The 22,932-nt window shown below is 41.6% G+C and carries 19 protein-coding genes and 2 pseudogenes; 19 read left to right on the top strand and 2 right to left on the bottom strand.

The genetic code is table 11. The annotated features are described in order from the left end of the window. Positions 1 to 58: 58 nt before the first annotated feature. Both T359_RS0102820 and T359_RS0102815 read left to right on the top strand, forming a co-directional pair. Positions 59 to 1,174 carry a PrsW family intramembrane metalloprotease gene (locus T359_RS0102820; RefSeq protein ID WP_026516164.1) on the top strand — a complete coding sequence of 372 codons (1,116 nt, stop codon included), beginning with the start codon at positions 59 to 61 and terminating at the stop codon, positions 1,172 to 1,174. A 46-nt stretch (positions 1,175 to 1,220) separates the two neighbouring features. After that, positions 1,221 to 3,194: a zinc ribbon domain-containing protein gene (locus tag T359_RS0102815; protein WP_026516163.1), complete on the top strand. Its 1,974-nt coding sequence runs from the start codon at positions 1,221 to 1,223 to the stop codon at positions 3,192 to 3,194. A gap of 71 nt (positions 3,195 to 3,265) precedes the next feature. On the opposite strand, the gene T359_RS0102810 is transcribed toward T359_RS0102815, so the two are convergent. Then, positions 3,266 to 3,970 carry a GGDEF domain-containing protein gene (locus tag T359_RS0102810; protein WP_026516162.1) on the bottom strand — a complete coding sequence of 235 codons (705 nt, stop codon included), beginning with the start codon at positions 3,968 to 3,970 and terminating at the stop codon, positions 3,266 to 3,268. Positions 3,971 to 4,204: 234 nt separating this feature from the next. Here T359_RS0102810 and T359_RS22955 point away from each other — a divergent pair. The 17 genes and pseudogenes from T359_RS22955 to T359_RS0102735 form a co-directional block, all read left to right on the top strand. Beyond that, positions 4,205 to 5,209 (top strand): annotated as a pseudogene (locus T359_RS22955) (glycoside hydrolase family 43 protein); the annotation flags it as partial. 27 nt (positions 5,210 to 5,236) lie between these two features. Further along, on the top strand, positions 5,237 to 6,601 hold the full coding sequence (locus T359_RS22950; RefSeq protein ID WP_330370149.1) for a carbohydrate-binding protein: 1,365 nt from the start codon (positions 5,237 to 5,239) through the stop codon (positions 6,599 to 6,601). A 332-nt stretch (positions 6,602 to 6,933) separates the two neighbouring features. Beyond that, positions 6,934 to 7,791 carry a serine hydrolase domain-containing protein gene (locus T359_RS0102795; protein ID WP_197027046.1) on the top strand — a complete coding sequence of 286 codons (858 nt, stop codon included), beginning with the start codon at positions 6,934 to 6,936 and terminating at the stop codon, positions 7,789 to 7,791. A gap of 40 nt (positions 7,792 to 7,831) precedes the next feature. Next, on the top strand, positions 7,832 to 8,125 hold the full coding sequence (locus tag T359_RS19075) for an HNH endonuclease (RefSeq protein ID WP_051544873.1): 294 nt from the start codon (positions 7,832 to 7,834) through the stop codon (positions 8,123 to 8,125). A gap of 50 nt (positions 8,126 to 8,175) precedes the next feature. Beyond that, positions 8,176 to 8,772 carry a YdcF family protein gene (locus T359_RS0102785; RefSeq protein WP_026516160.1) on the top strand — a complete coding sequence of 199 codons (597 nt, stop codon included), beginning with the start codon at positions 8,176 to 8,178 and terminating at the stop codon, positions 8,770 to 8,772. 83 nt (positions 8,773 to 8,855) lie between these two features. Further along, positions 8,856 to 9,335, top strand: coding sequence for a GNAT family N-acetyltransferase (locus T359_RS0102780; protein ID WP_026516159.1), 480 nt, complete (start codon positions 8,856 to 8,858; stop codon positions 9,333 to 9,335). Between the two features lie 49 nt (positions 9,336 to 9,384). Then, positions 9,385 to 9,897 carry an RNA 2',3'-cyclic phosphodiesterase gene (gene thpR, locus T359_RS0102775; protein ID WP_026516158.1) on the top strand — a complete coding sequence of 171 codons (513 nt, stop codon included), beginning with the start codon at positions 9,385 to 9,387 and terminating at the stop codon, positions 9,895 to 9,897. Between the two features lie 9 nt (positions 9,898 to 9,906). After that, complete coding sequence (locus T359_RS0102770; protein WP_026516157.1) at positions 9,907 to 10,467, top strand: flavin reductase family protein; 561 nt, start codon at positions 9,907 to 9,909, stop codon at positions 10,465 to 10,467. A gap of 54 nt (positions 10,468 to 10,521) precedes the next feature. After that, a pseudogene (locus T359_RS23415) lies at positions 10,522 to 10,692 on the top strand (hypothetical protein); the annotation flags it as partial. 77 nt (positions 10,693 to 10,769) lie between these two features. After that, positions 10,770 to 11,762 carry a phosphotransferase enzyme family protein gene (locus T359_RS19070; RefSeq protein WP_051544872.1) on the top strand — a complete coding sequence of 331 codons (993 nt, stop codon included), beginning with the start codon at positions 10,770 to 10,772 and terminating at the stop codon, positions 11,760 to 11,762. Positions 11,763 to 11,773: 11 nt separating this feature from the next. Beyond that, a complete protein-coding gene (locus tag T359_RS23180; protein ID WP_256374473.1) occupies positions 11,774 to 11,896 on the top strand; it encodes a hypothetical protein in 123 nt (40 codons plus the stop codon). Positions 11,897 to 12,053: 157 nt separating this feature from the next. Then, positions 12,054 to 12,359: a helix-turn-helix domain-containing protein gene (locus T359_RS19065; protein WP_035783484.1), complete on the top strand. Its 306-nt coding sequence runs from the start codon at positions 12,054 to 12,056 to the stop codon at positions 12,357 to 12,359. Positions 12,360 to 12,379: 20 nt separating this feature from the next. Continuing rightward, positions 12,380 to 13,408, top strand: a complete 1,029-nt coding sequence (locus T359_RS0102755) for a Wadjet anti-phage system protein JetD domain-containing protein (protein ID WP_155839963.1) — start codon at positions 12,380 to 12,382, stop codon at positions 13,406 to 13,408. 64 nt (positions 13,409 to 13,472) lie between these two features. Further along, on the top strand, positions 13,473 to 15,020 hold the full coding sequence (locus T359_RS0102750; protein ID WP_026516155.1) for a hypothetical protein: 1,548 nt from the start codon (positions 13,473 to 13,475) through the stop codon (positions 15,018 to 15,020). Further along, a complete protein-coding gene (locus T359_RS0102745; RefSeq protein ID WP_026516154.1) occupies positions 15,017 to 15,724 on the top strand; it encodes a DUF6063 family protein in 708 nt (235 codons plus the stop codon). The genes T359_RS0102750 and T359_RS0102745 overlap by 4 nt, the downstream gene beginning before the upstream one ends. After that, on the top strand, positions 15,708 to 20,087 hold the full coding sequence (locus T359_RS0102740; RefSeq protein WP_026516153.1) for a hypothetical protein: 4,380 nt from the start codon (positions 15,708 to 15,710) through the stop codon (positions 20,085 to 20,087). Before T359_RS0102745 ends, T359_RS0102740 begins: the two co-directional genes overlap by 17 nt. A 52-nt stretch (positions 20,088 to 20,139) precedes the next feature. Then, entirely contained in the window at positions 20,140 to 21,147 is a 1,008-nt protein-coding gene (locus T359_RS0102735; protein WP_026516152.1) for a virulence RhuM family protein, read from the top strand. 549 nt (positions 21,148 to 21,696) lie between these two features. Here the strand turns inward: T359_RS0102735 and T359_RS0102730 are convergent. Continuing rightward, positions 21,697 to 22,908, bottom strand: a complete 1,212-nt coding sequence (locus T359_RS0102730) for an AraC family transcriptional regulator (protein WP_026516151.1) — start codon at positions 22,906 to 22,908, stop codon at positions 21,697 to 21,699. Positions 22,909 to 22,932 lie beyond the last annotated feature (24 nt).

The raw sequence follows: 22,932 nt of genomic DNA, 5'->3' as shown, positions 1-22,932 counted from the left end.
GATGTTTTTGTTTATGGGGAGAAGAGGAGTAATATAAAGTTTTGATGGGAGAAAAAATATGGATCATTATGTCATGACGGTGTTGGCTGTTTTGCCTGCAGCTGTCCTTCTTTGGTTTATCTACAAAGAGGATAAGGTTGAAAAGGAGCCAATAGCCCTTCTTGCCAAGATTTTTGTCTGTGGCGTTCTTTCCACTGCAATTGCATGTGTACTTGAATATGCCGGCCAGATGATATTGCTTTTATTGTTCAATGGCGACTTTAATAACATTCTCTGTATTCTTATACTTAATTTCCTTGTTGTTGGTCTATCAGAAGAATTTGTCAAATATATGGCAGTCAAAATAGTAGCCTGGAAGGATAAGGACTTTAACTATACCTTTGATGCGGTAGTGTACTGTGTGACTGCTTCTCTTGGTTTTGCGGCCCTGGAGAATATCAAATATCTTTGGGATGCTCCCTATGAGAGTGCTGCCTTGAGAGGCGTGCTTTCTGTTCCCGGACATGCAATATTTGCTGTGTTCATGGGTATGTACATGGGATTTGCCAAATACTGTGAGGGGCAGGGGAATATTCGCGCCATGAAGAACAACCTGTTTAAGGCGCTATTTGTACCTATGCTTGTTCACGGCTTCTTTGATTTTATCCTTTCATTTGAAGGAATTCTTCCGAAAATTATATTTTTCGCCTTTGAGATCACCATCGTAGTAGTTGCTTTCAAGAAGATCAAGTTCCTGTCCTCAGGTGACACAGCGATTTTCCAGAACTATTATGCATATCTGTGGGAGACCAGGAAGAATGCTCAAAAGGAGCAGATACGTCAGATGCAGTACAATCAGCAGATGCAGCAGATGTATGGTCAGCTTCCGGGAATGCAGAATACTATGGGAAATCAGAACCCTCAACTGGGAGCACAGCAGGGACAATACAATTATCAGATCAGTCAGAATAATAATTTTCAGCAGGCCCAGAACATGAACTGGCAGCCCGCTGCGAATGCATATCAGCAGCAGGTTATGCAGAACAAAAATCTGAGCGCCCAGCCCGTTAATACATATAATCCTGCGCAGCAGCCTACAGCCAATTGGCAGCCAAATCAGAATGTCAATTTCCAGCAGGCCCAGACTCAGCCACAGGCTCAGAACCCCGGCCAGGGTATGGGACCTCGGGCATAAGAAGACATTTAGTTGACAGGAATAGTACAAGTTAGAGGTAAGAAATATGAATTGTAATAATTGCGGTAGCATTTTGCAACCGGGAGAAAAATTTTGCAGAACCTGCGGTGAGAAGGTTAATACTGCGCAGGAACAGAATATGGGAGGACAGCCCTCAGGCGGACCTGCGAACATTGTATGGGCACCGCAGAGCCAGATGCCCAACATGGGTCAGGCACCGGATATGGGTCAGGCACCGGATATGAATCAGATGCCTAATATGAATCAGATTCCAAATCAAATGCCTAATATGGGACCTATGCCCGGTATGGAGCAGGCGAGCCCTGAATTTGCCCGGATGGCAGGGATGACCGGAAACAGGTCTATGCCTAAAAGTAAGTATATTCTCATAGGAGTTGCAGCCATACTGGCCCTTATGCTTGGCGCATTTACATGCTTCAAGGTAATTCCTGGAATAGTGAGTCGTGGAATGCAGCTGGTAGGTGCACAGCCTTCAGGTAATAACGGTTCCGGAGATAACAATGGAACATCAGGAGGAAATACACCTTCGGTAAACAATGGTCCTGATGATCCGGAACCTTTGGAAGAACCCGATGATCCTACCGGAGGCAGCGGCAATGGTAATGGTAATGGTAATCCCGGTTCTGTAGATATGGAAAAGAAGGGAACCCAGAACAGGCAGGAGGGTAATGTTATCTATGTTGTGGATGGCGGTATTTACAATGATACCGGCTCCTACAATATGGATTTCCGCAAGGATAGCGGCTATCTGAACAGCTATTTTTCAAGGGCCAATTCCAGCATGGTTGTTATTGACAGTAACGCACTTTATTATATCAATTCCGCCCTTGACGTGGAGGTGGAAGCGGTTGATGTCAACTATGGCGGAATCAGCTATAACGGTAACGCTTTGTACTATGTAACCAGCTACTCCAATGAGAATGCATCTCTTTATATTGTTGACAGAGATCAGAAGAAAAAGTATAAGGTGGATGAATCTGTTGCCGGTTATGACATGCTGATTTCTCCCAATGGTAAAATGGTTGCATATACCAAGTATACTGAGAACGGCACAGAGCTCTTTGTGGCCGGAATAGAGACAGAACCTCAGAAGGTTTATACAGGCTATTGTGATATTTTTTCCTTATCAGATGATGGACAGCTTATCTATGGTGCAGCCCCTGAGGATGATGAAACTAACTACAGTATGTACTGTTTCAAGGTTTCTGATTTCAATAAGGAGATCGGCAAGATCAAGCCTAACAGAGTTTATATTGACAATGAATGTAAGTCGGTATTGATCAAGCAGAGAGAGAGTTATAACCTGTTTTACTATGATGATTCCCTGGATGAGGCCAAACTTGTATATAATAAGGTTGTTGACAGTGTGTCTACCGGTGATATAGGACTCAAGCTTGGCTACATGGTGGAGATCATTGACAGCCCTAGCCTGTATGGAATAGCTTTTGGAAGTTCCAAGAATGGTGTTTTCATTTTTGAAGGCCCCGATAAAGACCCTTATGAGATCTGCGATAATTATGTTTATGAGCTGGCAGTTTCTTATTCCGATGATGTCTGTTACTATCTGGCTCCGGGAGAAGAGGACGGCACTTTCTGCAAATATGAGTACAAGAAAGATCAGGGCGTTAAGCTTCTTGATACTATTACTGTAGAGGGATATGTATCTTCTGTGAGCTGCGATCTTAGTTTTGAGCGCCTCTGGTACTGCAACAGGGAGGGACAGCTTTGGAAGGTTGAAAACGGTGATTCAAAAATGATCACCGACGGTGCAGATTATAACTACACCTATACAACACATTACAATTTCCCGGAGGATCGTCTTTACTTTGTGAAGGATGGAAAATTGTGCTTTGTGGATTCGAATGATAAGATTACTGATACCGGCTGCGAATGTGACAGTTTTTATTCTTCTTATTCTGTAGAATATGCAACCTGCTTCATGGATGGCGATTATCACAGATATTTATATATTGGCGGCAGAGTAATTCAGGATAACTGATCCGATCACGCATGACTAAAGCGCCACACTCAGATAGAGTGTGGCGCTTCTTTTAGTTAAGTGACATTACATTATACGTCGTATTTTTTGAGTAACAGATCCAGAGCCTCACGAAGAAGGAAAGCTTCTCCGATACCTTCTCTTGCGGCCAGCTTGGAAAGACGCTGAAGCTGGTCCTGTGTGTAATGGCTGGTCTTGGGAATCATCTTTTCCTCTCTGGCCATTGCGATCTTGTTGCGGCCTCCTGCCTTGGCGCGGAAGAGAGCGCCGTCAGCCTTCCTGGTGAGCTCAGCGCAGCGATTGGCATCGATAAATGCGGTAGCCATGCCGATTGTAAGAGTGTGCTTAGTTCCATCGGGAGTTCTGACATCGTAATTGTTCTTCAGATCATTGAGGAAAAGGAAAATGTCCTCTCTCTCTGTAAGCCCCTTGAAGATAATACCGAATTCGTCACCGCCGATACGGTAAACCACGCTGTCCTTGGGGGCATTCTCCTTGATATAGTTGCCGGTCTCAATCAAAAACTTATCCCCGGCCTCAACTCCGAATTCCTTATTAACTGACATGAATTCATCGCAGTCGATAAGTGCGATGACAACGGTCTCGCCCTTCTCCTCTGAATCCCCGGCAAGAATCTCGGTAAGATCAATATCAAACTGATCTCCTAAGGGAAGTCCCAGTGCCTCATTGACAGTGTTGGGCTTCTTACCGTTAAGCTTTTTGTGATCATCTGCAGTAATTGGTCTGCTTTCGTTTTCTACAACTTTTTTTGCCATATAACCCTCCTTATAATATTTTTTAGATATTATTTCAGAAATAATATGTCAGACAAATATTTTATAGCACATATATTTAAAATGTGTCAAGAAGTTGTTTTGATATACAGGAAACTTTTTATGGGATATGTATAAAAACACTGATAATTCTGCAAATAATTGGAAACCGATAAAGATAACAGAAAATTAGCGGAATTAATAGCAAATTGTGCAAAAACAGAAGCAATATTTGGGATGAGAAACGTTTCCGGAATTGCTATGATGGCCCTGGGGGACGGGGTTCTAGGGCCAAAAAATGGCCCCAAAACCCCGTCCCTGTGGACCATTTACAACTATATTTTTATATGGAGAAGGGCGGTTATGAAGAAAGTAGGTAGAATTGCCGGCGCCTTGATGGCGGCTATGATTGTTGTGGGATTGTCTCCGGTGACAGCAAAAGCGGATAATCCGATTGTTCAGACTATTTATACTACGGATCCTGCGCCTATGGTGTATGGGGATACACTGTATGTGTACACGGGACATGATGAGGATGGGGCCTCATATTACGACATGAGGGACTGGCACTGCTATTCAACCAAGGATATGGTAAATTGGCAGGATCACGGCGTTGTATGCTCACTGAATACCTTTAGTTGGGCAAAAAGTGATGCCTGGGCAGGGCAGGTAATTGAAAGAAATGGCAAGTTTTATTATTACGTTCCTGTAATAGCAAAGCAGGGCGGAAATTCTATAGGTGTTGCGGTATCAGACAGTCCTACAGGACCTTTCAAGGATGCTATCGGAAGACCTCTTTGTCAGGGGGCAAGTTTTATTGATCCTACTGTTTATGTGGATCCAGATGGATAGGCTTACCTTTATTTTGGTAATTCCAATCTTTATTATGTAAAGCTTAACAGAGATATGACCTCTTATTCCGGCGGTATCAACAGAGTATATAATATTTCCTCTAGTGATAAGTATATAGAGGGACCATGGTTCTATAAGCGTGGCAGCCTGTATTACATGCTTTATGCAGCAGGTGGAATTCCGGAGCATATTTCCTATTCAACCAGTACTTCACCTACAGGCCCATGGACATACCGCGGTGTGATAATGCCAACTGAGGGAAAGAGCTTTACCAACCACTGCGGTATTGTGGATTTTAAGGGGCATTCTTATTTCTTTTACCATAACGGAGCACTTCCCGGAGGAAGCGGATTTGCCCGTTCTGTAGCTGTTGAGGAGTTTAAGTACAACTATGACGGATCGATTCCGACTATTAAGATGAGCAAATCCGGACCCTCTGCTATTGCCACACTTAATCCTTACACCAAGGTTGAGGCTGAGACCATCTGCAACTCTTCTGGAGTGGAGACGGAAAGCTGCGGAGAGGGAACACTTAACGTAGCCTACATTGAAAACGGAGACTGGATCAAGGTTAAAAATGTTGATTTCGGAAACGGAGCCAATTCCTTTGAGGCTAGGGTTGCATCAGCTTATGGCGGTGGAAGGATTGAGCTTCGCCTGGACGGTACAAACGGAAAACTTATCGGTACCGTTGATGTGGGTAAAACAGACGGATGGCAGAAATATGTCACTAGAACCTGCGATATAAGTGGAGCTACAGGTAAGCACGACCTTTACTTTATGTTTAAGGGCGGCAACGGATCACTTATGAATTTCAACTACTGGAAATTCATAGCTGCAAGCGGCACAGTACAGCCTGATCCCGAGCCTACACCTGATCCCGGTACACAGTCCGGCGGCCAGAATGTAAACAATAATCAGACAGCCCGCATAAATGATGGCTGGTATTATCTTAAGAACACTCTTTCAAAGAAGTATCTGACAGTAGAGGGTAACAGGTTCAACAGTTGGACCAATGTGTGCATCAGCACCGGTACAGGGGCTGAGGGACAGAAGTGGTATGTGACCAACACCGGTGATGGTTATATCACCCTTACAAGCGGCCTTGGAAATTACATGCTTGATATTCAAAACGGCAGTGACGAAGATGGAGCAAATATCGGTATTTACCATGGTTATTCAGGCGATGCTCAGAAGTTTCTGGTTAAGAATACAGGAACAAACGGTGTTTATACCATCGCAACAAAAGCTTCTGATAAGGTTCGTTACCTGGATGTTTATGAGCACAAAACAGCAGACGGAAGCAATGTATGCCAGTGGCTCTACTATGGAAATCCCAACCAGCAGTGGCAGTTTGAGGCTATAAATGATCAGCCAAGCCAGGATCCTGAATCGGTACAGCCCGATCCGGAACCTGTTGTAGAGGAGCCGGATCCGATAGTTGTAGAGCCGGACCCGGAGCCAACTCCCGATCCTGATCCTGTTGTGGTTTCATCAGGCCTGGAGCTTACATACTCTATTAACAACTGGGGGTCAGGTTATCAGATCAGCTACAAGATTTCCAACAACACCGGAAGCACAGTAAATGGTTGGACACTTAAAGTCAACAAAAATCAGGTGAATATAGATTCTAGCTGGAATGTAAATGTCACCACCAGCGGCAACTATTATGTGATAACTCCGGTTGACTGGAACAAGACTATTTATGATGGTTCAAGCATTGAGTTTGGATCAACCGGTAATGGCAAGATAGGCAATTCTTTTGATTACATATTAGAATAAAATGAACCTGGGGGACGGGGTTATAGGGCCAAAAAATGGACCCTAAACCCCGTCCCCTAGTACCATTATATTTCTTTACACAATCTGATAAAACAAATAGGAATTTTTGGTAATCGGAATCGTCTTCAAAGATGATATGCTGATTAACAGAACGAAGTATGATATGATATATGCCAGTTGAACTCATGATTCTGGGTTTTCTTGGCATATTTACTCCTAAAAAGATTTTTGGATTTAAATACTTTTTTAGCATTATATTCGTTTAATAAAGGAAAAGCAATATGTATTTAAAAAATGGACCACAAACCCCGTCCCCTAGGACCATTTCGCAGATGTCCTTCCAAAATTTTGCAGATGATATTACTACTAACGGGTGGAATGTATATGGAGTTGAAGTCTATGAAAACGGACTATTGACTCATACCTACGGGGATGTAAATGACGGCATCTATGATATCTATTCCGCCACCAAATCAGTATTGTCCATAGCCTTTGGCATAGCCTATGACAGAGGCCTTGTGGATCTTCAGAAATCAGTTCTTGAGTACCTTCCCAAAAACAAAGTAAATGAAATGAGTGATGACCGGAGACGGGCTTTTTCAGAGATTACTCTCCACAGACTTCTGACTATGTCAGTGGGGGGCTTTCCCTTCAGGGCTGAGGGGGATAATTTCCTGGATTTTAGTTTGGGTTGTGAGATAGATAATCCTCAGGAAAAAGTTTTTAATTACAACAATATTAATGCTTATCTCATCGGTGTGGCGCTCACTGAGATTCTGGGGGAAGATCTGGGGAAGTTCATTGAAAGGGAAATATTTGCTCAATTGGAGAGTACACATTTTGATTATACTAGAAGTCCGGAAGGATATTTTTACGGAGCGTCAGGCATGAAACTATCTGTTCATGACCTTAGTAAGTTCGGTATACTTATGAGTAAAGGCGGAGTCTACAACGGACATCGAATCATTTCAGAAGAATATGTTGAAAAAGCTACTTCGGTTCAGCAGATGAACCGGGAAGGGGGCTATGGATATTTCTTTTGGAAATACCGGGATGGATTCAGCATTAACGGAAAGTGGGGGCAAAAGTGTTATGTGCTCCCTGAAAGAAATAGAATAATAACTTTCCTTTCCCATATTGAGGAAGATACGCTGATGCTGCGGGAGAGCATGGAGAGGAATATTTTGTGATAGGACGGCGCTTTGAATATTAAGGAGGGCTTGGGGAATCATGAGGGGGATAAAGATTCAGAAATCACAGATCAAGAGAAGGATACTTGAAAAAACCGGCGGAGTATGCGCAGTCTGCGGACGCTCGCTGGAATACGAGAAAGTTACGATAGAGCATTACATACCAAAATATTACGGCGGAACCGATGATGAGAGAAATCTTTTGCCTCTATGCAAGAATTGCAATAAGAGTAAAGGTTCCCGCATAGTCAGGGCTGAGGAGCATTATCCTTTTTTGCTGGATGATTATTTTGGTGAGGCTGATGAATACAGAAAGGGTTGGGAGAAAGAATAATGGAACTGGCAACAATGAGGCAACTTAACTTTATTGGGGAACTGACATAAATGCTGATTTCGGAATTGACTACAGAGAATTTGACAGATGAGATAATAGACAGAGTGTTGTTTGATGGAATCGAAGACACCGGAGAAGATGTTGACTGCGTTATAGTCCTTGGAAGCACTAAGGCATCGATTTACAGAGTGCCTGTGGCAACGAAGGCATATCATGCTAAACGCACATCGAAGCTTCTTTTGTCCGGAGGGATCGTCAATGGCTGCGATAAAGGTCATGCGGAGGATATGCGCAAAAAGGCCATTGAACTTGGGATAAAGCCCGAAGACATCATTATCGAGAATGAGTCGCAGAACACGGTTGAGAACATGCTATGTTCATTGCTGGCACTTCAGAGGACTTTCTGGATAAACAGAGTCAGGAAGGTGCTGCTGGTGACTACGACTTATCATATGAGAAGGAGTCTTGCCATTGCGAGATATCTTTTCCCTGACCATATTCATATAATTCCGGGGCCTGCTGATGACAACAACACAAAGCGCGATAACTGGATGCTCAGCGAAGAAGGCAGGATACGAGCTGAGAGTGAAGTTAGAAAGATAATCAATTGCGTTAATGACGGATTATTCCCGGATTTTGAAGTTTGATATTTTGGAGGAAAAAAGTAATGTGGGAAATGGATTATGATAAGACAGCATTGGAACTGAAAGCGATTTGAAGAGGATATAGCATGAAAATCTGTGAACTGAAGCTCTGTTATGACCTGGAACTGGCGGAGCTGATCAGGGTTAATTTAAAGAAGCATAAGCTGGATATTCCGGGAACGGTCTATTTTGATGATAATCTGAACCATCTGAGTGATTTTTACCTGGCTGATAAGGACAGGCGCTATTATTTTGTTGCGATTGATGACGGTGGGAAACTTGTCGGTGGAATCGGGCTTGCAGAGTTTGAGTTTTTTGAGGATTGCTGCGAGCTGCAAAAGCTCTATCTTGCGGATGAGGTCAAGGGAGCAGGCTTTAGCTACAAGCTTATCGCTATGATTGAGGATAAGGCCAGAGAGATTGGCTACAAGAGGATGTATCTAGAGACTCATGACAATCTCGCAGCTGCCATACATGTCTACGAGAAATGCGGATTTAAAAAGATAGAGAAGCCAGCGGGTGTGGTGCACGCAACGATGAACAGGTTTTTTATTAAGGAACTCTGATCCCCGGGACGGGGGTGTAGGGCCATTTTGGTGCATAGGAGGTTCTAGAATGAGACTTTTTATTGCAATCTGTTTTGAAGAGGATATGTTGGATTCACTTACAGAAATTCAGGATGATCTAAGGCGATGCGGCGTGAAGGGCAGCTTTACGCCAAGGGAGAACCTGCACATGACACTGGCTTTTATCGGTGATTATGATGATCCGGAGCAGGTCGTTGAAGTTATGCAGAAGGTTAATCTCAGGTCCTTTTCTGTGAAACTAAGTGGTTATGCGCCTTTCAAAGACATGTTCTTTGCAAATTTTGAAGAGAATGAAAACCTTCGAGATTATGTAAAGAGGCTTCGAAATGCTCTTTTGGAAGAGGAAATACCTTTTGACAGAAAGAAGTTCCTGCCTCATGTTACGCTGATAAGGAGAGCTGACTGCACCAAGGGAAAGGCTTTTTTACCTGAGTTTCAGGAAAGCGAGCCCATGAGAGTGAGTGGAATATCCCTTATGAAATCCGAGCAGGGCAGGCACGGAATGGTGTACACAGAAATCGGCTATGTGTGGGCATTCTAAGGAGTAAATATGAAAAGAAAATCTGTAGATCTTACTTTTTCGATGGTGGTTCAACCATCATTTATCATAGGAACCAATAATGAAGACGGTTCCTACAACTTTGCCCCCATAACATGGGTGAGTGCGACCTGCGAAGGCGGCGATGATTATCTGATAGTTATCAGTATGTTTGGAACGAAAGCAACTAAGCAGAATGTTGTAAGAACCGGCCTTCTGAGCGTGAATCTTGTGAACAGAGAAATGCTGCCCATCATGGATTACTTCGGTTCAAAACACGCCAAAGACGGAGAGAAGAATGATATCAAATATGGTGTGAGTCGTGGTGCTGTTTTGGATGTTCCTACTCTGGACGAAAGCCCCTGGGTATATGAATGTGAGGTGGCTAAGTCTGTAGAGACCGGCGATTCTACCACTTTTTTCTGCCATATCCGAAATGTCCAGATGGATGAGAGAATTTCTCCCAAGAACACTTTTGACATTGATCTGACAGAGTTGGATCCTGTCATTTACTCAGGCAAATACCATAGCCTTGGGGAAAAATTGGGTGAAATCGGGGATTTTTGTAAATAAGACTTAAGGAGAGCATAATGGACCACAAACCCCGTCCCCGGGGATCATCATCCTCTAAGGACATTATTTGAGAACGGAGTTAAGATTACGATAAACACTGATGATCTGCTGATACTTGATAGCTCAATCGAAAATGAGTATCTTTTGTTATTTCAGGCAGGGACATTGAGTGCAGAACAACTAAATGAAATCAGAAAATTGGGATTGAAAGATGATAGAAACTAAGAGGCTCCTACTGAGGGAGTATCCTGACGAGGCCAATAAGATCACTCATGTTTCGGTGATACATAGAAAGGATATAAATGAGCATTCTTGAACATGCAAAAAATCTGTATGATTTAAAAGAATATGAACTCAATCAAGTCCCCGGACATGAAGGCGGGCGAAATCTGGTTTATGAATGTGTCAGAGAAGGAGAGCCCAAATATGTACTGAGGCTTTCGATACTAGGAGACAGAAAGGTCGAAGAATACCAGGCAGAGGCAGAGTATATGCATTATCTTGCAGAAAATGGTGCGCCTGTGGCGGATGTGATTCCTTCTCTTGACGGAAGGCTAGCGGAATCTTTTTCAGAGGATGGAAAAGAGTGTTTTGCGATGCTGTTTTCTTTTGCCAAGGGAATGCTGATCTCAGACAACGGTTACAGGTACAGGGATGGAGCGCCGCTTGAGGAGTATTTTTACAACACTGGTAAGGCTCTGGGTGCGATTCATAGGCTGTCCAAGGTGTACAAGCCTGTGAATAGAAGACCGGAGTATTTCGATAAATACAACTCTGAGTATATCGATGCATTGATACCTGACGACTACGAAGAATTGAAAAATGCAATCGTTGAACGCTTGGAGAAATTCCGTAAGCTCCCTGTGAACGAGAGTGTTTACGGGCTTGTTCATTTTGATTTTAGTGATGGGAATTACCATATCGACATGAATTCCGGTGACATCACGGTGTTTGATTTTGACAACTGTATGTACTGCTGGTACATGTTCGACCTTGCTAATCTCTGGATCCATGGGACCGGATGGTTTCAAAATGAGCCTGACCCCGAGAAACGCATGGCTGGCATGAAAGGCTATTTTGACACAGTGCTGGCAGGCTACAGGATTGAGACTGACATTTCAGACGAGGAGCTCTCACAGCTACAGCTGTTAATTGATTTGGTACATATTGAAAATATAGTTGATGAGTTTGAGTGTTGCGCCCGTGAAGGAGAGGACCTGGATCCGGAAGATATCGAGGATGCTGCTGAGTGTCTGATAAAACACATACCCTATGCGGGATTTGGAGAGGAATAAGGAGTCATAGAATGATAAGAATTTTGTTTGTCTGCTACGGCAGGATTCTGACATGTACCTTGGAATGGCCTGTTTTAGTCACTTTCGGAGCAGATTATGTGAGATTTGCACCTCATTTGCACCTTTTGCTGTAACAATTTAAATCGGCTCCGATATGGCATGAATATTGAAAAAATGATAATTGGGTGAAATATGAAAAGATTTTGATGTCAGAAAAGCTGACATCAAAATCTTTTTATGTTATCATAAAAAACGTAGTGTCAATCACAGTTTTGGAAAAAGGTTTGTCGAATGAACAATTTGGGAAAAAGGCTAAGAGAAGCAAGAAATAATATACATATGCACCAAGCTGTTGCTGCAGAGAATATGCAAATGTCGAGACCCACGCTCAGTGCTATTGAAACTGGTAAGAGACAAGTAACAGCGAATGAATTGGTACAATTTGCTGAGTTATACAAAGTTGATGTTAGCGAACTTTTGTATGAAAAAGATGACAATAACAGAAAAAGGCTGATGGAGTATTATCAGAGATTTGTGGCTTTATCGGAGGAAAAGCAGATAGAAGTCATGCGTTTTATAGATGATGTAGAAAGGTAATCGTTTTGGGGTGGGAAGATTTGAATATCAAGGAAAAGTTACTGGAGTATGGCAAGAAAACAATAACGTTGGAAGATATTAAGAATATTATGAAAATAAACCTAATGGATGAACAGAGTGCGTATGAACAGATTTCGGAAATGATAATGGAAGAGATTATTGAACCGGTCAAGTCGTCAGGTACAAATGGTAATATCGCCTATCCCCTATACAAAAAATACAGGATTTTGGTAAAAGAGGAAGTAGATAAAGAAACCATAGACGAAATAAAGAGGCTCCATCCTCTGCTGTTAAGGAGTGGGCATTTATCTGCTAACCCTTTGGAATTCCAAAGGAATAGATATGTTGTTGAAGGCCTTAGTGACTATTTGTTTGGAGATAATGACGAGACTTATGTATCCAGAAAAGAACGTTCCTTTGAGATATTTGGACATGAAAAAACGCTTGATGATAGCATGGTCAAAGCTCTTTTACGAAAGCTGCAGATTACAGAGTCGGAGCTGAGATTCTATGATACCCCCGAGTACTGTTTTCATGATTATATTCCGGTCAGAAAGGATCACATGATGCTTTTAATCTGCGAGAATAAGGATATCTGGTTTAATATCCGAAGGCGTATGTTTGAGGACGGCGTAAAAGGCCTGTTTGGGATACCAATTGATGGAGTTGTTTATGGCGAAGGTAACAAGGTTTCTGACAGGACAGGAGCACTTGAAGAGTATGTTAAGTTCATGGGTGAGCCTGATGTGAAATTCCTGTACTGGGGAGACATTGACAGAGAGGGCTTTGACATATTCAGAAGGACTAAAGATGCCAATGACAGGCTTGATATATCTTTATTTGTGCCCGGATATAAGAAAATGATAGAAAGAGCAATGAATATAGAACTGGAGGATAGTCCGTCTTCCAAGAAGCAGAGCATGCGTTTCGATGATCTTATCAATGAGTTCTCCGATGATGAACGGAACTTCCTAACAGACATATTTGATAATAATAAGCTTATTCCACAGGAGATAATATCATATAAGTATTTGGAAGAAGGTTGCTAGTCGACCACAGCGAGGCACGAGCTGATGAGAGACTGTATCCGTAATGAAATGGAGGTGAAGATTGATGCTTCGTTCTGACATAAAAGAGATGCTTTCGGATTTTCAGAACAGAATGAAGTTTATTGATATCGTCAGGAGTATCACTGTTACAAGTTATCCGGATGATATAAAGAAGATGTTCGGTGGAGATTACGATTATATAAACAACCTTGTGGTTGCTGTCCTTTTGTATATCAAGGAACGTACTTTGAGCGACAGACAGTCCTGTACACTTAAGGATATTGCAGGTTTTCTTGACAGCATAATCCAGATTGTCCCTGAAGAATATGAAATTGACACTTATAAACTTGCCAGTTTCATTGTTGTAAATGTTCTTCAGAATAACGGAAAACTCGTTGAATATAATACTTTTTATGCGGATTCAGAAAGCTTTAAGAAGATGCCAATCCGTCTTGTTAATGAGGAAAAGGGTTCATATCATCTGACAGATGATGTTTTTGATTTCCTTTACAGATCAAAAGAAATAGAGTCTGAACTGGATTATTCTGTTACACGTTTTAAGATGCAGGAATATATGAAACGCAAGAACTATTCTGAGGCTCTTTCACAGAGTAGGGAGCTGGTTGCCAGACTGCGCAACATGAGTCACAGCATGGATGATTTCATAATGCGATGCCGGGAAAACATTGCAAAGATAACAGTTGATGAGTACGAGAGAATAGTGGGCCAGTTCAGAAACCTTATGTATGATGAGCAGAAGGAGCTGGAAGAAATTCAGAAGAATGCCCGCAAGGAGGCAGAGGCCATAAGGAGCGCACTTGAAAATGGTGCTGATACTGAAGAAGCCAGGAAAAATCTGAAATCTCTTAATGAGATCAATGAGAATCTGGATATTACCATATTGGAGCAGCGCTCCCTTATTAATGCCAAAAGCTCTGTTTCTGAAAGCTATAAGCAGATGCTGAGGGACAGCTTTGTGATAAAAAGCTTTGAGCGTATGAACTTTGAGCAGGACATTATGACAAAGCTGCGAAAAATGGGAGATGGACTGGGGGATGCAGTATACACAATCATGGAGCCGCTACTCAGTCCGGAATTTGATAAGAAATTTAGTATCGAAAACTTCTATGCAGCCTGCGGAACCATAAGTAATGAGGAATACGACAAAGGGTTCAGCATAGATGATGCTGACATAAAAGCTGAGGAACTGGGTAGGAAAAGAAACGAAATATACATGGAAATATGCATGGCTTTTTTTGCTTTTCTTCAGAAGGAGAGCTCTTTTGAGATAAAGAAGTTCATAAGGACGCTTTCAATGGATGAACTTATGAAATGGAATAAAGAAAGTGCTCTTCCTAATACACTTATGACCATATATCAGAAAAGAGAGATTGATTTTGAGGCGCTCCATGGCGATGAGAGTTTGTTTGCTAAAGAACCACTTGGCGAGTTCGACCTTCTCTGGGTTTTTAGCAATATGCCACAAAATTATCTGAACATGAAGAAAATAACATTTTGTACATCTGATCAGAAATGCGAGTTTACTGTGGATGATGGGGAAACGCAGGTGACAATAGAAATGACTAATTTTACAGTTGAGGTAGAACGATGAATAAAAATGCGCTTAAACTTTATCATGAGCTCATGAAAAAAGGCTGGATTGACCGCGATGAAAACAGCGTATTATGGAGCTTTGTGGAGGACCCGGAAGCAAGGGATGAACTTGATCAGATGGGGGCTGAACTTGGATTTGAAATAATGCCTGCACAGAACAGGATATATATGGTTCCAACCCAGGACAACGATCTGTTCCTAAAAAACAATATTGATTACAGGGCCGATATCAAGGCAAGCAATGATGTAAGAACAAGGGACCTGTATCTGCTAAATTATCTTGCTATTTATATTTTGTATATTTTCTTCAAGGGTGAAGGCTCAGAGGCACTTGTCAGAGACTTCATCACAAAGGAAGAGCTTATAAAGGAGTTTACCGATCACTGCCTTAGCGTGACACAGAAGGGCGTAGATGGTGAAGATAAGGCAGAAGATTTCAGCGATAGTTTTTATATGCTGGCTGAAGATTGGCTCGGTAAAAAAGAAGGGGATCCGACAAGCAGAAGAGTAGATGACCGTTATGGCATTGTAAATAAAATCATTCTTAAGCTTCGGGCAGATGATCTTTTTGTAGAGGGCGATGATGGAAGAGTGGCTCCTACAAAGAAAACAAAGGACCTTATGCCATATGTACTTCGAAAAGAGCGTGTTCAGGTGATAAATGCATGGATTGAGGGGGATTCACATGCCACAGATAAATAAGATCAGGATTGTAAACTTCAATTATAACGATGGCAACCGTTTTATACCTGATGAATTATATGATCTTTCATCAGATAAAGGAGAGGCGCTTAATTCACTTTTTAACCTGAATAATGGTGGTGGTAAGACAGTCCTGGTCCAGCTTATGATGCAGCCTGTGCATCCGAGGGCAATGGCAGGCGGAAGGCATATTGAGGACTATTTTGGCCGCCCAGGAGATCATTCTTTTGTACTTATAGAATGGAATCTGGACGGAAGCGATGACAAGCTTCTGACAGGTATTGCCATAGCCGGAAGTGCCAGCGAGAACACTGATGAGAGACTGAGAGGAAATAGCATCAGGTACTACACCTTTAAGACTGTTTATGAAAACAGTTATTCTTCCTACAGTATAGCGGCTTTGGAACTTTCCAAAAATGAGAACGGAAAGTATGTACCTGCACCTTTTGCCTATGTAAGGGAAAAGGCTAAAGCCAGCAGAGGTATTTTGGAAGTTTATTCGTCCGATGAGAGTACTAAATGGATTAAAGAACTCTCCGAATATGGAATCTACAGATCTGAGTGGGAAACAGTAATAGAGGCCCTCAACAAGGATGAAGGCGGACTGAACCAGTATTTTGATGATGCAAAAACATCTGACAAACTGATCGCCAAATTCTTTATTCCGGCCATTGAGAATAAAATGAAAAGTGTGGCTTCAAACGGGATGGATTCATCCCTTGAAACCATGCTTATCAACTATGCAAAAAGAATCTCAGAAAAAGAAGTTGTCATCAGGGAAAGAGATACTAACAGAAGGTTGATTACAGATTTATCAGAGCTTGGGGAGATGAGCGACGATCTGTATACTGCCGGAGAAAAACTGTCAGATAGTATAGGGGAAGTCTGCGGTTTTAAGGCTTCCATTGGCAGGAAGATTGGAACCATAGATGAAAGTATATTTGGAACTGCAAATGAGATCCAGAGTCTGGATTCCAAGATCATGCATATAGAATATGAGGAAAAATCAAAAGAATACTACGATGCAAGTGGTGAATATGAGGTAGCAGCTAATGCTCTTTCGTATGCAGAAGAAGCCCTTGATCAGGCAAGGGAAGAAACAAAAGTAAAAAAACATGATGAAGATATACTGCAATCAGCAAGGCTCTACAGGCAGATTTTAGAAGCTGACAGCCAGATAACAGCATATAAGAAACTCATTGAGGAAAAAGAGAACGATTCAGAAGATGCGGAAACTGTAGCAAAGCTTAAATACTCCTGCCAGCTGAAGGCAAAAAGTGAAAGTGAAGCCCTGTCACAGAGTATCGCTCAGAAGGATGATCAGATTCAGAGTAAAAAAGATGAGCTGCGTGATAAAAAATCTGAAATGGTAAAAGCAGAAGCGCTTTTATACGATGCCAGGCAGAAACATACGCAGATTTCTGCTAATCTTAACGCTTCAAAGGACAGTACTGACGCGAAAGTAAAGACATTAAAAATAGAAGCTGCACGCATGCTGGACGGATTCTATGCTGAAACGGATATAGATGCCAAGCGGAGTAAGCAGGCTGAGAATAGCAAAAAAGCAGCTGCCTTAATAGCAAAGATTCAAGCTGAAATAAAGAACCTCGATGAAAGCAAAAAGAAAATCCCGTATGAATTGGCGGATATAATAATTGAGCTAGACAGGCTGACCGGTGAGAAGAAAGTAGCTGAGGAGGCCCTTTCAAAATATAGAGAATTAGTAGTTTCACTTGAGGATATCTGCACCAAATACAGTCTTGAGAATAACACTATCTTTTCCGGCAGACTAAAAAGTGTACTGCTGGAAGAAATAGAAATGAACGCTGCAAAGCTTAGAAAGCATCAACAGGACAAGCAGTCTATGGAAGAAAGGCTTAAAGCGGCGGAAGAAGGGCATGTTCATATCCTGCCGGATATCATGAAATATGTGATGTCCACAGGTACTAATTGTCAGACCGGTGAAGAATATATTGCAGGTCTTTCGGAAAAAGGTGCTATTTCACAGGAAAAAACCAGGAACTTTATGGAGCGACACCCGGAATTTGCGTTTTCACTTCTTTTTGATAATGAAAAGGATATGGAAAAGCTTTTATCTGCTGGTAATGTGGAGTGGCTCCCCGCTTCTGTTCCACTTTTTACTATGGAACAGGTAAATTCCTTTATGTCAGGGACCATGGAAAGTGCTTCTCATCTTGCTGCTTTTGACAAATCATATTTTGCGGACAGGTCAGGCTACTATGACAGACTGAAAAATGAAATAAGTGATAAAGAGGAGAATATACAGCGCTTTAAAGAAAGGATGCGTGAGTGCGAAGACGAGAATAAACTCGTTGAGCAGTTTGATTATCCTGAGGATTGGAACTCATCACAGGAAAACGTCATTGAAAAGCTGCAGGAGAAGATCATATCTTTGGAGAACAGCAGGAAAGAACTGGAAGAAGAACAGGGGAGAATAGAGGAAAAGACTGCTGAACTTAAGGACGAGCTGAATGGTGAAGAAAAGCGCTTACAGGAGCTCACGATTTGGCTCGAATCATTTTCTGAACTCAGTATAATGCTTGCCAAGGAAAATGAGTGGTATACAAAAGCACAGGAAGCATATGTTGCCCTGAAAGATGCAGAAAGCTCATATAAAAAAGCATGTGATGAGGTGACTAAGTGCCAGAATGAGCTGACAGCATTTGAAAATGGACGTAAGCAGCAGGCTGATCATTTGAATCGCGTCCGCACAGTTTTAGAGAATACGGGTAGTGCAAAGGAAGCAGAAACCGTTGAAGGATCATTGGAAGAACTCTACTCTCAGTACCAGACTCTTCTGGGGAGTCTCAGTGAAAGCCTGGATAATCTCAGAGTCAGCCTTAATAAATCGCAGCAGGACAAAGCTGAATATGAAAAAGAACTTGGTGATTATGAGTGTGAAAAGGCCGAATATGAAGCGGTCCATTTTTCATCTGAAGCCCTCAAAAATGCTAAGGATGCAGTGAGAGCAGCTTCAGAGAAAATGGAGAATGCCAGGTCCATATTTGGAGAATGTAATGTGAAAGAGGCATCTGCCAAGCAGAGATATGATGCAGCTGGGAAAGCACTTGAAGATTTTGACGGTGTAGCTCTTCCACAAAATGAGATAGGAGAGGATTTCAAAGCCAGAGTAAAGGCCGCCAAACAGGAGATAAAGCAGTTAAACGAAAGGAAAGATTCACTCGAGCAAGAAAAGCATTCATTGGAGAGAATCTTTGATCGAGTAGGAGACGTCTTAAAGCCTATTCAGTTTGGAAACATAATAAAGACAGTTACTCTTTCTGAAAGACCGGATGTTCAGTGGGAGTCTATACATGAAAATCTCATCCATGTAGAGAAAAACTTCCAGGATCAGAAAGAAAAGCTTAAGAGCAGCATAAGAACAACAGTAGCAGAGTTTAAGGACATAGCTCTTTCTGAAATAGTGAATAAGCTCAGTGCCATCGGCGAGATGCTTGATGATTCTGAGATGAAGGGCGACCGGCTCTATACGGTCAGCGAGAGCATCAGCACAATGACAGCTTCCATAGAGAAGATTAATAGCAGGATTGAGACTGATCTAAGGGAAATAGAAAATGACTTTAATGACATCGTAGACCAGTGCATGAATCAGGGAAAGAGGATGTATATTGATCTTCGCATGATAGCAGCCAGCTCCAAGGCTCATATTTTTGAGGGCAAGCCACAGACCCAGATGGTGAAAATGGATCTTCCTGAGGAAAAAGAGATATCCGAGGAAGCCTCAAGAGTTTCTATAAAGACGGAGATTGAACAGGGGGCGAATGAGATCAAAGAACTCCTTAGAGGAGGTGCTGATGAAAAGCAGATACTAAAGCGCGCCAGAACGATAGTCTCAAGTGAGAGGCTACTTCATAAGTATATACGCCAGGAATCTGTAAAGATCAAGGTCTACAAGATTGATATGAACATTGCAAACTCTGTATATAAGGGCTGGGAGGAAACTCTGACACAGAGCTCCGGTGCAGAGAAATTTGTGGTATTTTTCTCAGTGGTACTGACACTCATGAATTATACTAGGTCATCAGCAGGGCTTGTCAGCAAAAACGTCAAGAGTGTGTTGATCCTTGATAATCCTTTTGGAAAAATAACCTCAGCACATCTTTTGAAGCCGATGTTTGATATAGCAAAGCACTTCAATGTGCAGTTGATTTGCCTGTCAGATATTAATAAGAGTGATGTTGTTGGCTGCTTTGATTGTGTTATCAAGCTTGTTATAAAGGCACAGAACCTTTCAAACTTCGAAATAATGACGCATGAGGGTAATGAGAGGATAGAGCATGGCTACTATAAGATCATGAACGGACAGATGAGTTTGTTTTGATGATAAAGACTTTTTTATTTGGCTAAACATATTAGTTGGAGGTATTCATATAATGAATGAATATGGGGAAGTTATCATCTACCAAACAGATGATGGCTTAACGAAACTTAATGTAAGTCTTCAAAATGAAACTGTATGGCTTACTATTGACCAAATGGCAGAATTGTTTCGGAGAGATAAATCTACAATCTCCAGGCATATAAATAAGATTTTTAAAGAGGGAGAGTTGGTTAGAGAGGCAACTGTTGCATTTTTTGCAACAGTTCAAATTGAAGGTGGAAGAAAAGTTGAAAGAAACATAGAGTACTTTAATCTGGATGTTATTATTTCTGTTGGATATAGAGTTAAATCTAAGCGTGGTACACAGTTCCGAATTTGGGCAAATTCCGTACTGAAGGAGTATATCATTAAAGGATTTGCTATGGATGATGAGCGCCTGAAAGGTAATGGCGGTGGGAATTATTGGAAAGAACTATTAGATAGAATCAGAGATATCCGTTCATCGGAAAAAGTTCTTTATAGGCAGGTTCTAGATCTTTATGCAACCAGCGTGGATTACAATCCAAAAAGTGACGAGTCAATCCAATTCTTCAAAATTGTTCAGAATAAATTACACTATGCAGCACATGGTCATACAGCAGCTGAAGTAATCTATGAGAGAGCAGATGCCGAAAAGCCATTTATGGGATTAACTTCATTTGCGGGTGAGTTACCCGCTCTTAAGGATATTGGAATTGCAAAGAATTATTTGAAAAAGGATGAGCTAAAGATTCTAAATAATCTTGTATCCGGTTATTTTGATTTAGCAGAGATTAATGCAATAGAGCATAAACCTATGTACATGAGCGATTATGTTGAACAGCTTGATTCGATATTGACTTCCGGAAACAGAAAACTGTTGGAGGGACCGGGAAAAGTAAGTCATGAAAAGGCTCTTAGTAAAGCAAAGGAAGAATACAGAAAATATCAGGAGATAACCTTTTCACCTGTTGAAGAAGAGTATATGAAGAGCATAAAAGATGTTGCAAAAGAAGCAAAAATACAAAGCAGGAAAAAATAAGAATCTGCTTTACTTATGAGTACTCTTGTAACAGAATAGTTATGTCGGTGCAAGACCGTCTATATTGCACCTTCACTTGCACCTTTTGCCGGTCAAACTATGCCAAATATTGCCAAGGATTGCCACGAAAATAAGAAGAATAAGTCGAGCAAAAATGAGCTTTATGCCAGTAATTACGCAGAAATAGAGGTTAAAAAGTTAAATGATAAGTATATTATTCGTTTGCCACGGCAGCGTACCAACTATAGTGGCAAAACGCCATAGTTAAGGCATTTCTAGAGATATCTATCATCCGATTTGCACCTCGTTTGCACCCTTTACAGTAACAATATAAATCGGCTCCGATATGGCATTTCTTATAGGATAGATTATATATGTTAGGTACAGAAGAAATAGATAAACGCATAGAGAAATATCAAGACAATGATGATCTTCAAGGTCTTATTAGAGAGTACAGAGCCTTGAGGCTCATGAGACCAGATTCTGATACACCACGAGGGTATGCTATATCAGTTCATAATAGCAGTACAGCAAGAATTGATAAAGCTATTATAGGCTTACTATACGCGTTTTTCTATATTCTGAGGGCGTCAGATCATATATTTTTTTAAATACTTTCACAAAGTAATTGTTGTCAGAATATCCGACGTAGCTGCTGATCTCCTGGACCGGAAGATCTGTCTTTTTCAGGAGTCCGGCAGCTTTTTTGCAGCGCATAAGTGCGATGTACTCCGTCATGGTCCCGCCGGTTTCTTTTTTGAACACCTTAGACAGGTGAGAGATGGACATACTGGCATTTGCCGCCAGATCATCGTTTGATATATGGTCCCCCAGATGAAGATTGATGTATTCCATTACCCTCTGAATGGGGGGAGAATACTTGTCCAGAGACAGCTTGTGGTTGTGAACAGCTTTTGTCAGCTCAACTATCATATCGATCTGATAGCGCGTCTGAAGTTCTGCATTGTTTGTAGCGGATGAAAGCTGGGTGTATTTTTGGGTTATCTCATCTATTGTAATGACTGAAAGACCTGATTCTTCCGCAGCTTTTCTGGAAAGAGCTTTAAGTATTGCCAGACCATAGCCCGAGGCATAGTAGTTAAGAGTCTCTTTGGAAAAATCGGAAAGAGCCTCCGGACCGGACAATTTTTCAAATGCGGACAGGATGTTTTTGGTATCCCCGTTTCTTATCATCGAAAGGAACTGCTTTTCCTGATCATATCTCCTGTAGATTTCACTGTAATTCTTCTCGGACAGTTCTGTCTTATCATCTTCTTCAGATATATCCTGAATAAATCCCGATAGTCTTCTGTATGAATACTCACTTTCTGTAGGGGAAAAAGAGATTATGCATTTATTTACAACACTGGTGATCTGCTCGGTATACACAATGGGAAATGCTGTGTAATACAGCTTAAACGCCAATGATTTGGATGAGGATTCATCGTTTTTTGCAAGTACGGTTTCTGTCTTAAGCTCTGAATATTTCTCTTTTACATAAGGTCCGATTATATAAATCCTGTTATCAAACGTAAAAAAGGACAAGCAGATACCGAGCCGGTCTATGAGCTCATAGATCATGCTTTCTTTGGAGGAGGACAGAAGATAGTAAAGCGCCTTGTTTGTAAACATGGGCTGCATCTTTATGCTGAAGCAGTATTTCTTTTCAAAGGCGTAAAGAGAGCTGTCCATGTCTGTTGCATCCGTGACCTCCACAGAGAGCAGGTTTTTTAAAAGAGCTGAAAAAAGAGTGTGGTCCATATTTATTCCTCAAAACAATAAAAT

It is taken from the genome of Butyrivibrio sp. MC2021 (assembly GCF_000621605.1).
Classification (GTDB): domain Bacteria; phylum Bacillota; class Clostridia; order Lachnospirales; family Lachnospiraceae; genus Butyrivibrio.
Note: the sequence above shows the minus strand (reverse complement) of the source record. Positions and strands in the feature narration are given on the sequence as shown.

Bases quoted from the DNA above. Each gene is read 5' to 3' on its own strand.
- T359_RS19065 (WP_035783484.1), top strand. From the start codon at position 12,054: ATGAACAATTTGGGAAAAAGGCTAAGAGAAGCAAGAAATAATATACAT.
- T359_RS0102820 (WP_026516164.1), top strand. From the start codon at position 59: ATGGATCATTATGTCATGACGGTGTTGGCTGTTTTGCCTGCAGCTGTC.
- T359_RS0102745 (WP_026516154.1), top strand. From the start codon at position 15,017: ATGAATAAAAATGCGCTTAAACTTTATCATGAGCTCATGAAAAAAGGC.
- T359_RS0102795 (WP_197027046.1), top strand. From the start codon at position 6,934: ATGTCCTTCCAAAATTTTGCAGATGATATTACTACTAACGGGTGGAAT.
- thpR (WP_026516158.1), top strand. From the start codon at position 9,385: ATGAGACTTTTTATTGCAATCTGTTTTGAAGAGGATATGTTGGATTCA.
- T359_RS0102780 (WP_026516159.1), top strand. From the start codon at position 8,856: ATGAAAATCTGTGAACTGAAGCTCTGTTATGACCTGGAACTGGCGGAG.
- T359_RS0102785 (WP_026516160.1), top strand. From the start codon at position 8,176: ATGCTGATTTCGGAATTGACTACAGAGAATTTGACAGATGAGATAATA.
- T359_RS0102730 (WP_026516151.1), bottom strand. From the start codon at position 22,908: ATGGACCACACTCTTTTTTCAGCTCTTTTAAAAAACCTGCTCTCTGTG.
- T359_RS0102750 (WP_026516155.1), top strand. From the start codon at position 13,473: ATGCTTCGTTCTGACATAAAAGAGATGCTTTCGGATTTTCAGAACAGA.
- T359_RS0102815 (WP_026516163.1), top strand. From the start codon at position 1,221: ATGAATTGTAATAATTGCGGTAGCATTTTGCAACCGGGAGAAAAATTT.
- T359_RS0102810 (WP_026516162.1), bottom strand. From the start codon at position 3,970: ATGGCAAAAAAAGTTGTAGAAAACGAAAGCAGACCAATTACTGCAGAT.
- T359_RS0102735 (WP_026516152.1), top strand. From the start codon at position 20,140: ATGAATGAATATGGGGAAGTTATCATCTACCAAACAGATGATGGCTTA.
- T359_RS0102770 (WP_026516157.1), top strand. From the start codon at position 9,907: ATGAAAAGAAAATCTGTAGATCTTACTTTTTCGATGGTGGTTCAACCA.
- T359_RS0102740 (WP_026516153.1), top strand. From the start codon at position 15,708: ATGCCACAGATAAATAAGATCAGGATTGTAAACTTCAATTATAACGAT.
- T359_RS22950 (WP_330370149.1), top strand. From the start codon at position 5,237: ATGAGCAAATCCGGACCCTCTGCTATTGCCACACTTAATCCTTACACC.
- T359_RS23180 (WP_256374473.1), top strand. From the start codon at position 11,774: ATGATAAGAATTTTGTTTGTCTGCTACGGCAGGATTCTGACATGTACC.
- T359_RS19075 (WP_051544873.1), top strand. From the start codon at position 7,832: ATGAGGGGGATAAAGATTCAGAAATCACAGATCAAGAGAAGGATACTT.
- T359_RS19070 (WP_051544872.1), top strand. From the start codon at position 10,770: ATGAGCATTCTTGAACATGCAAAAAATCTGTATGATTTAAAAGAATAT.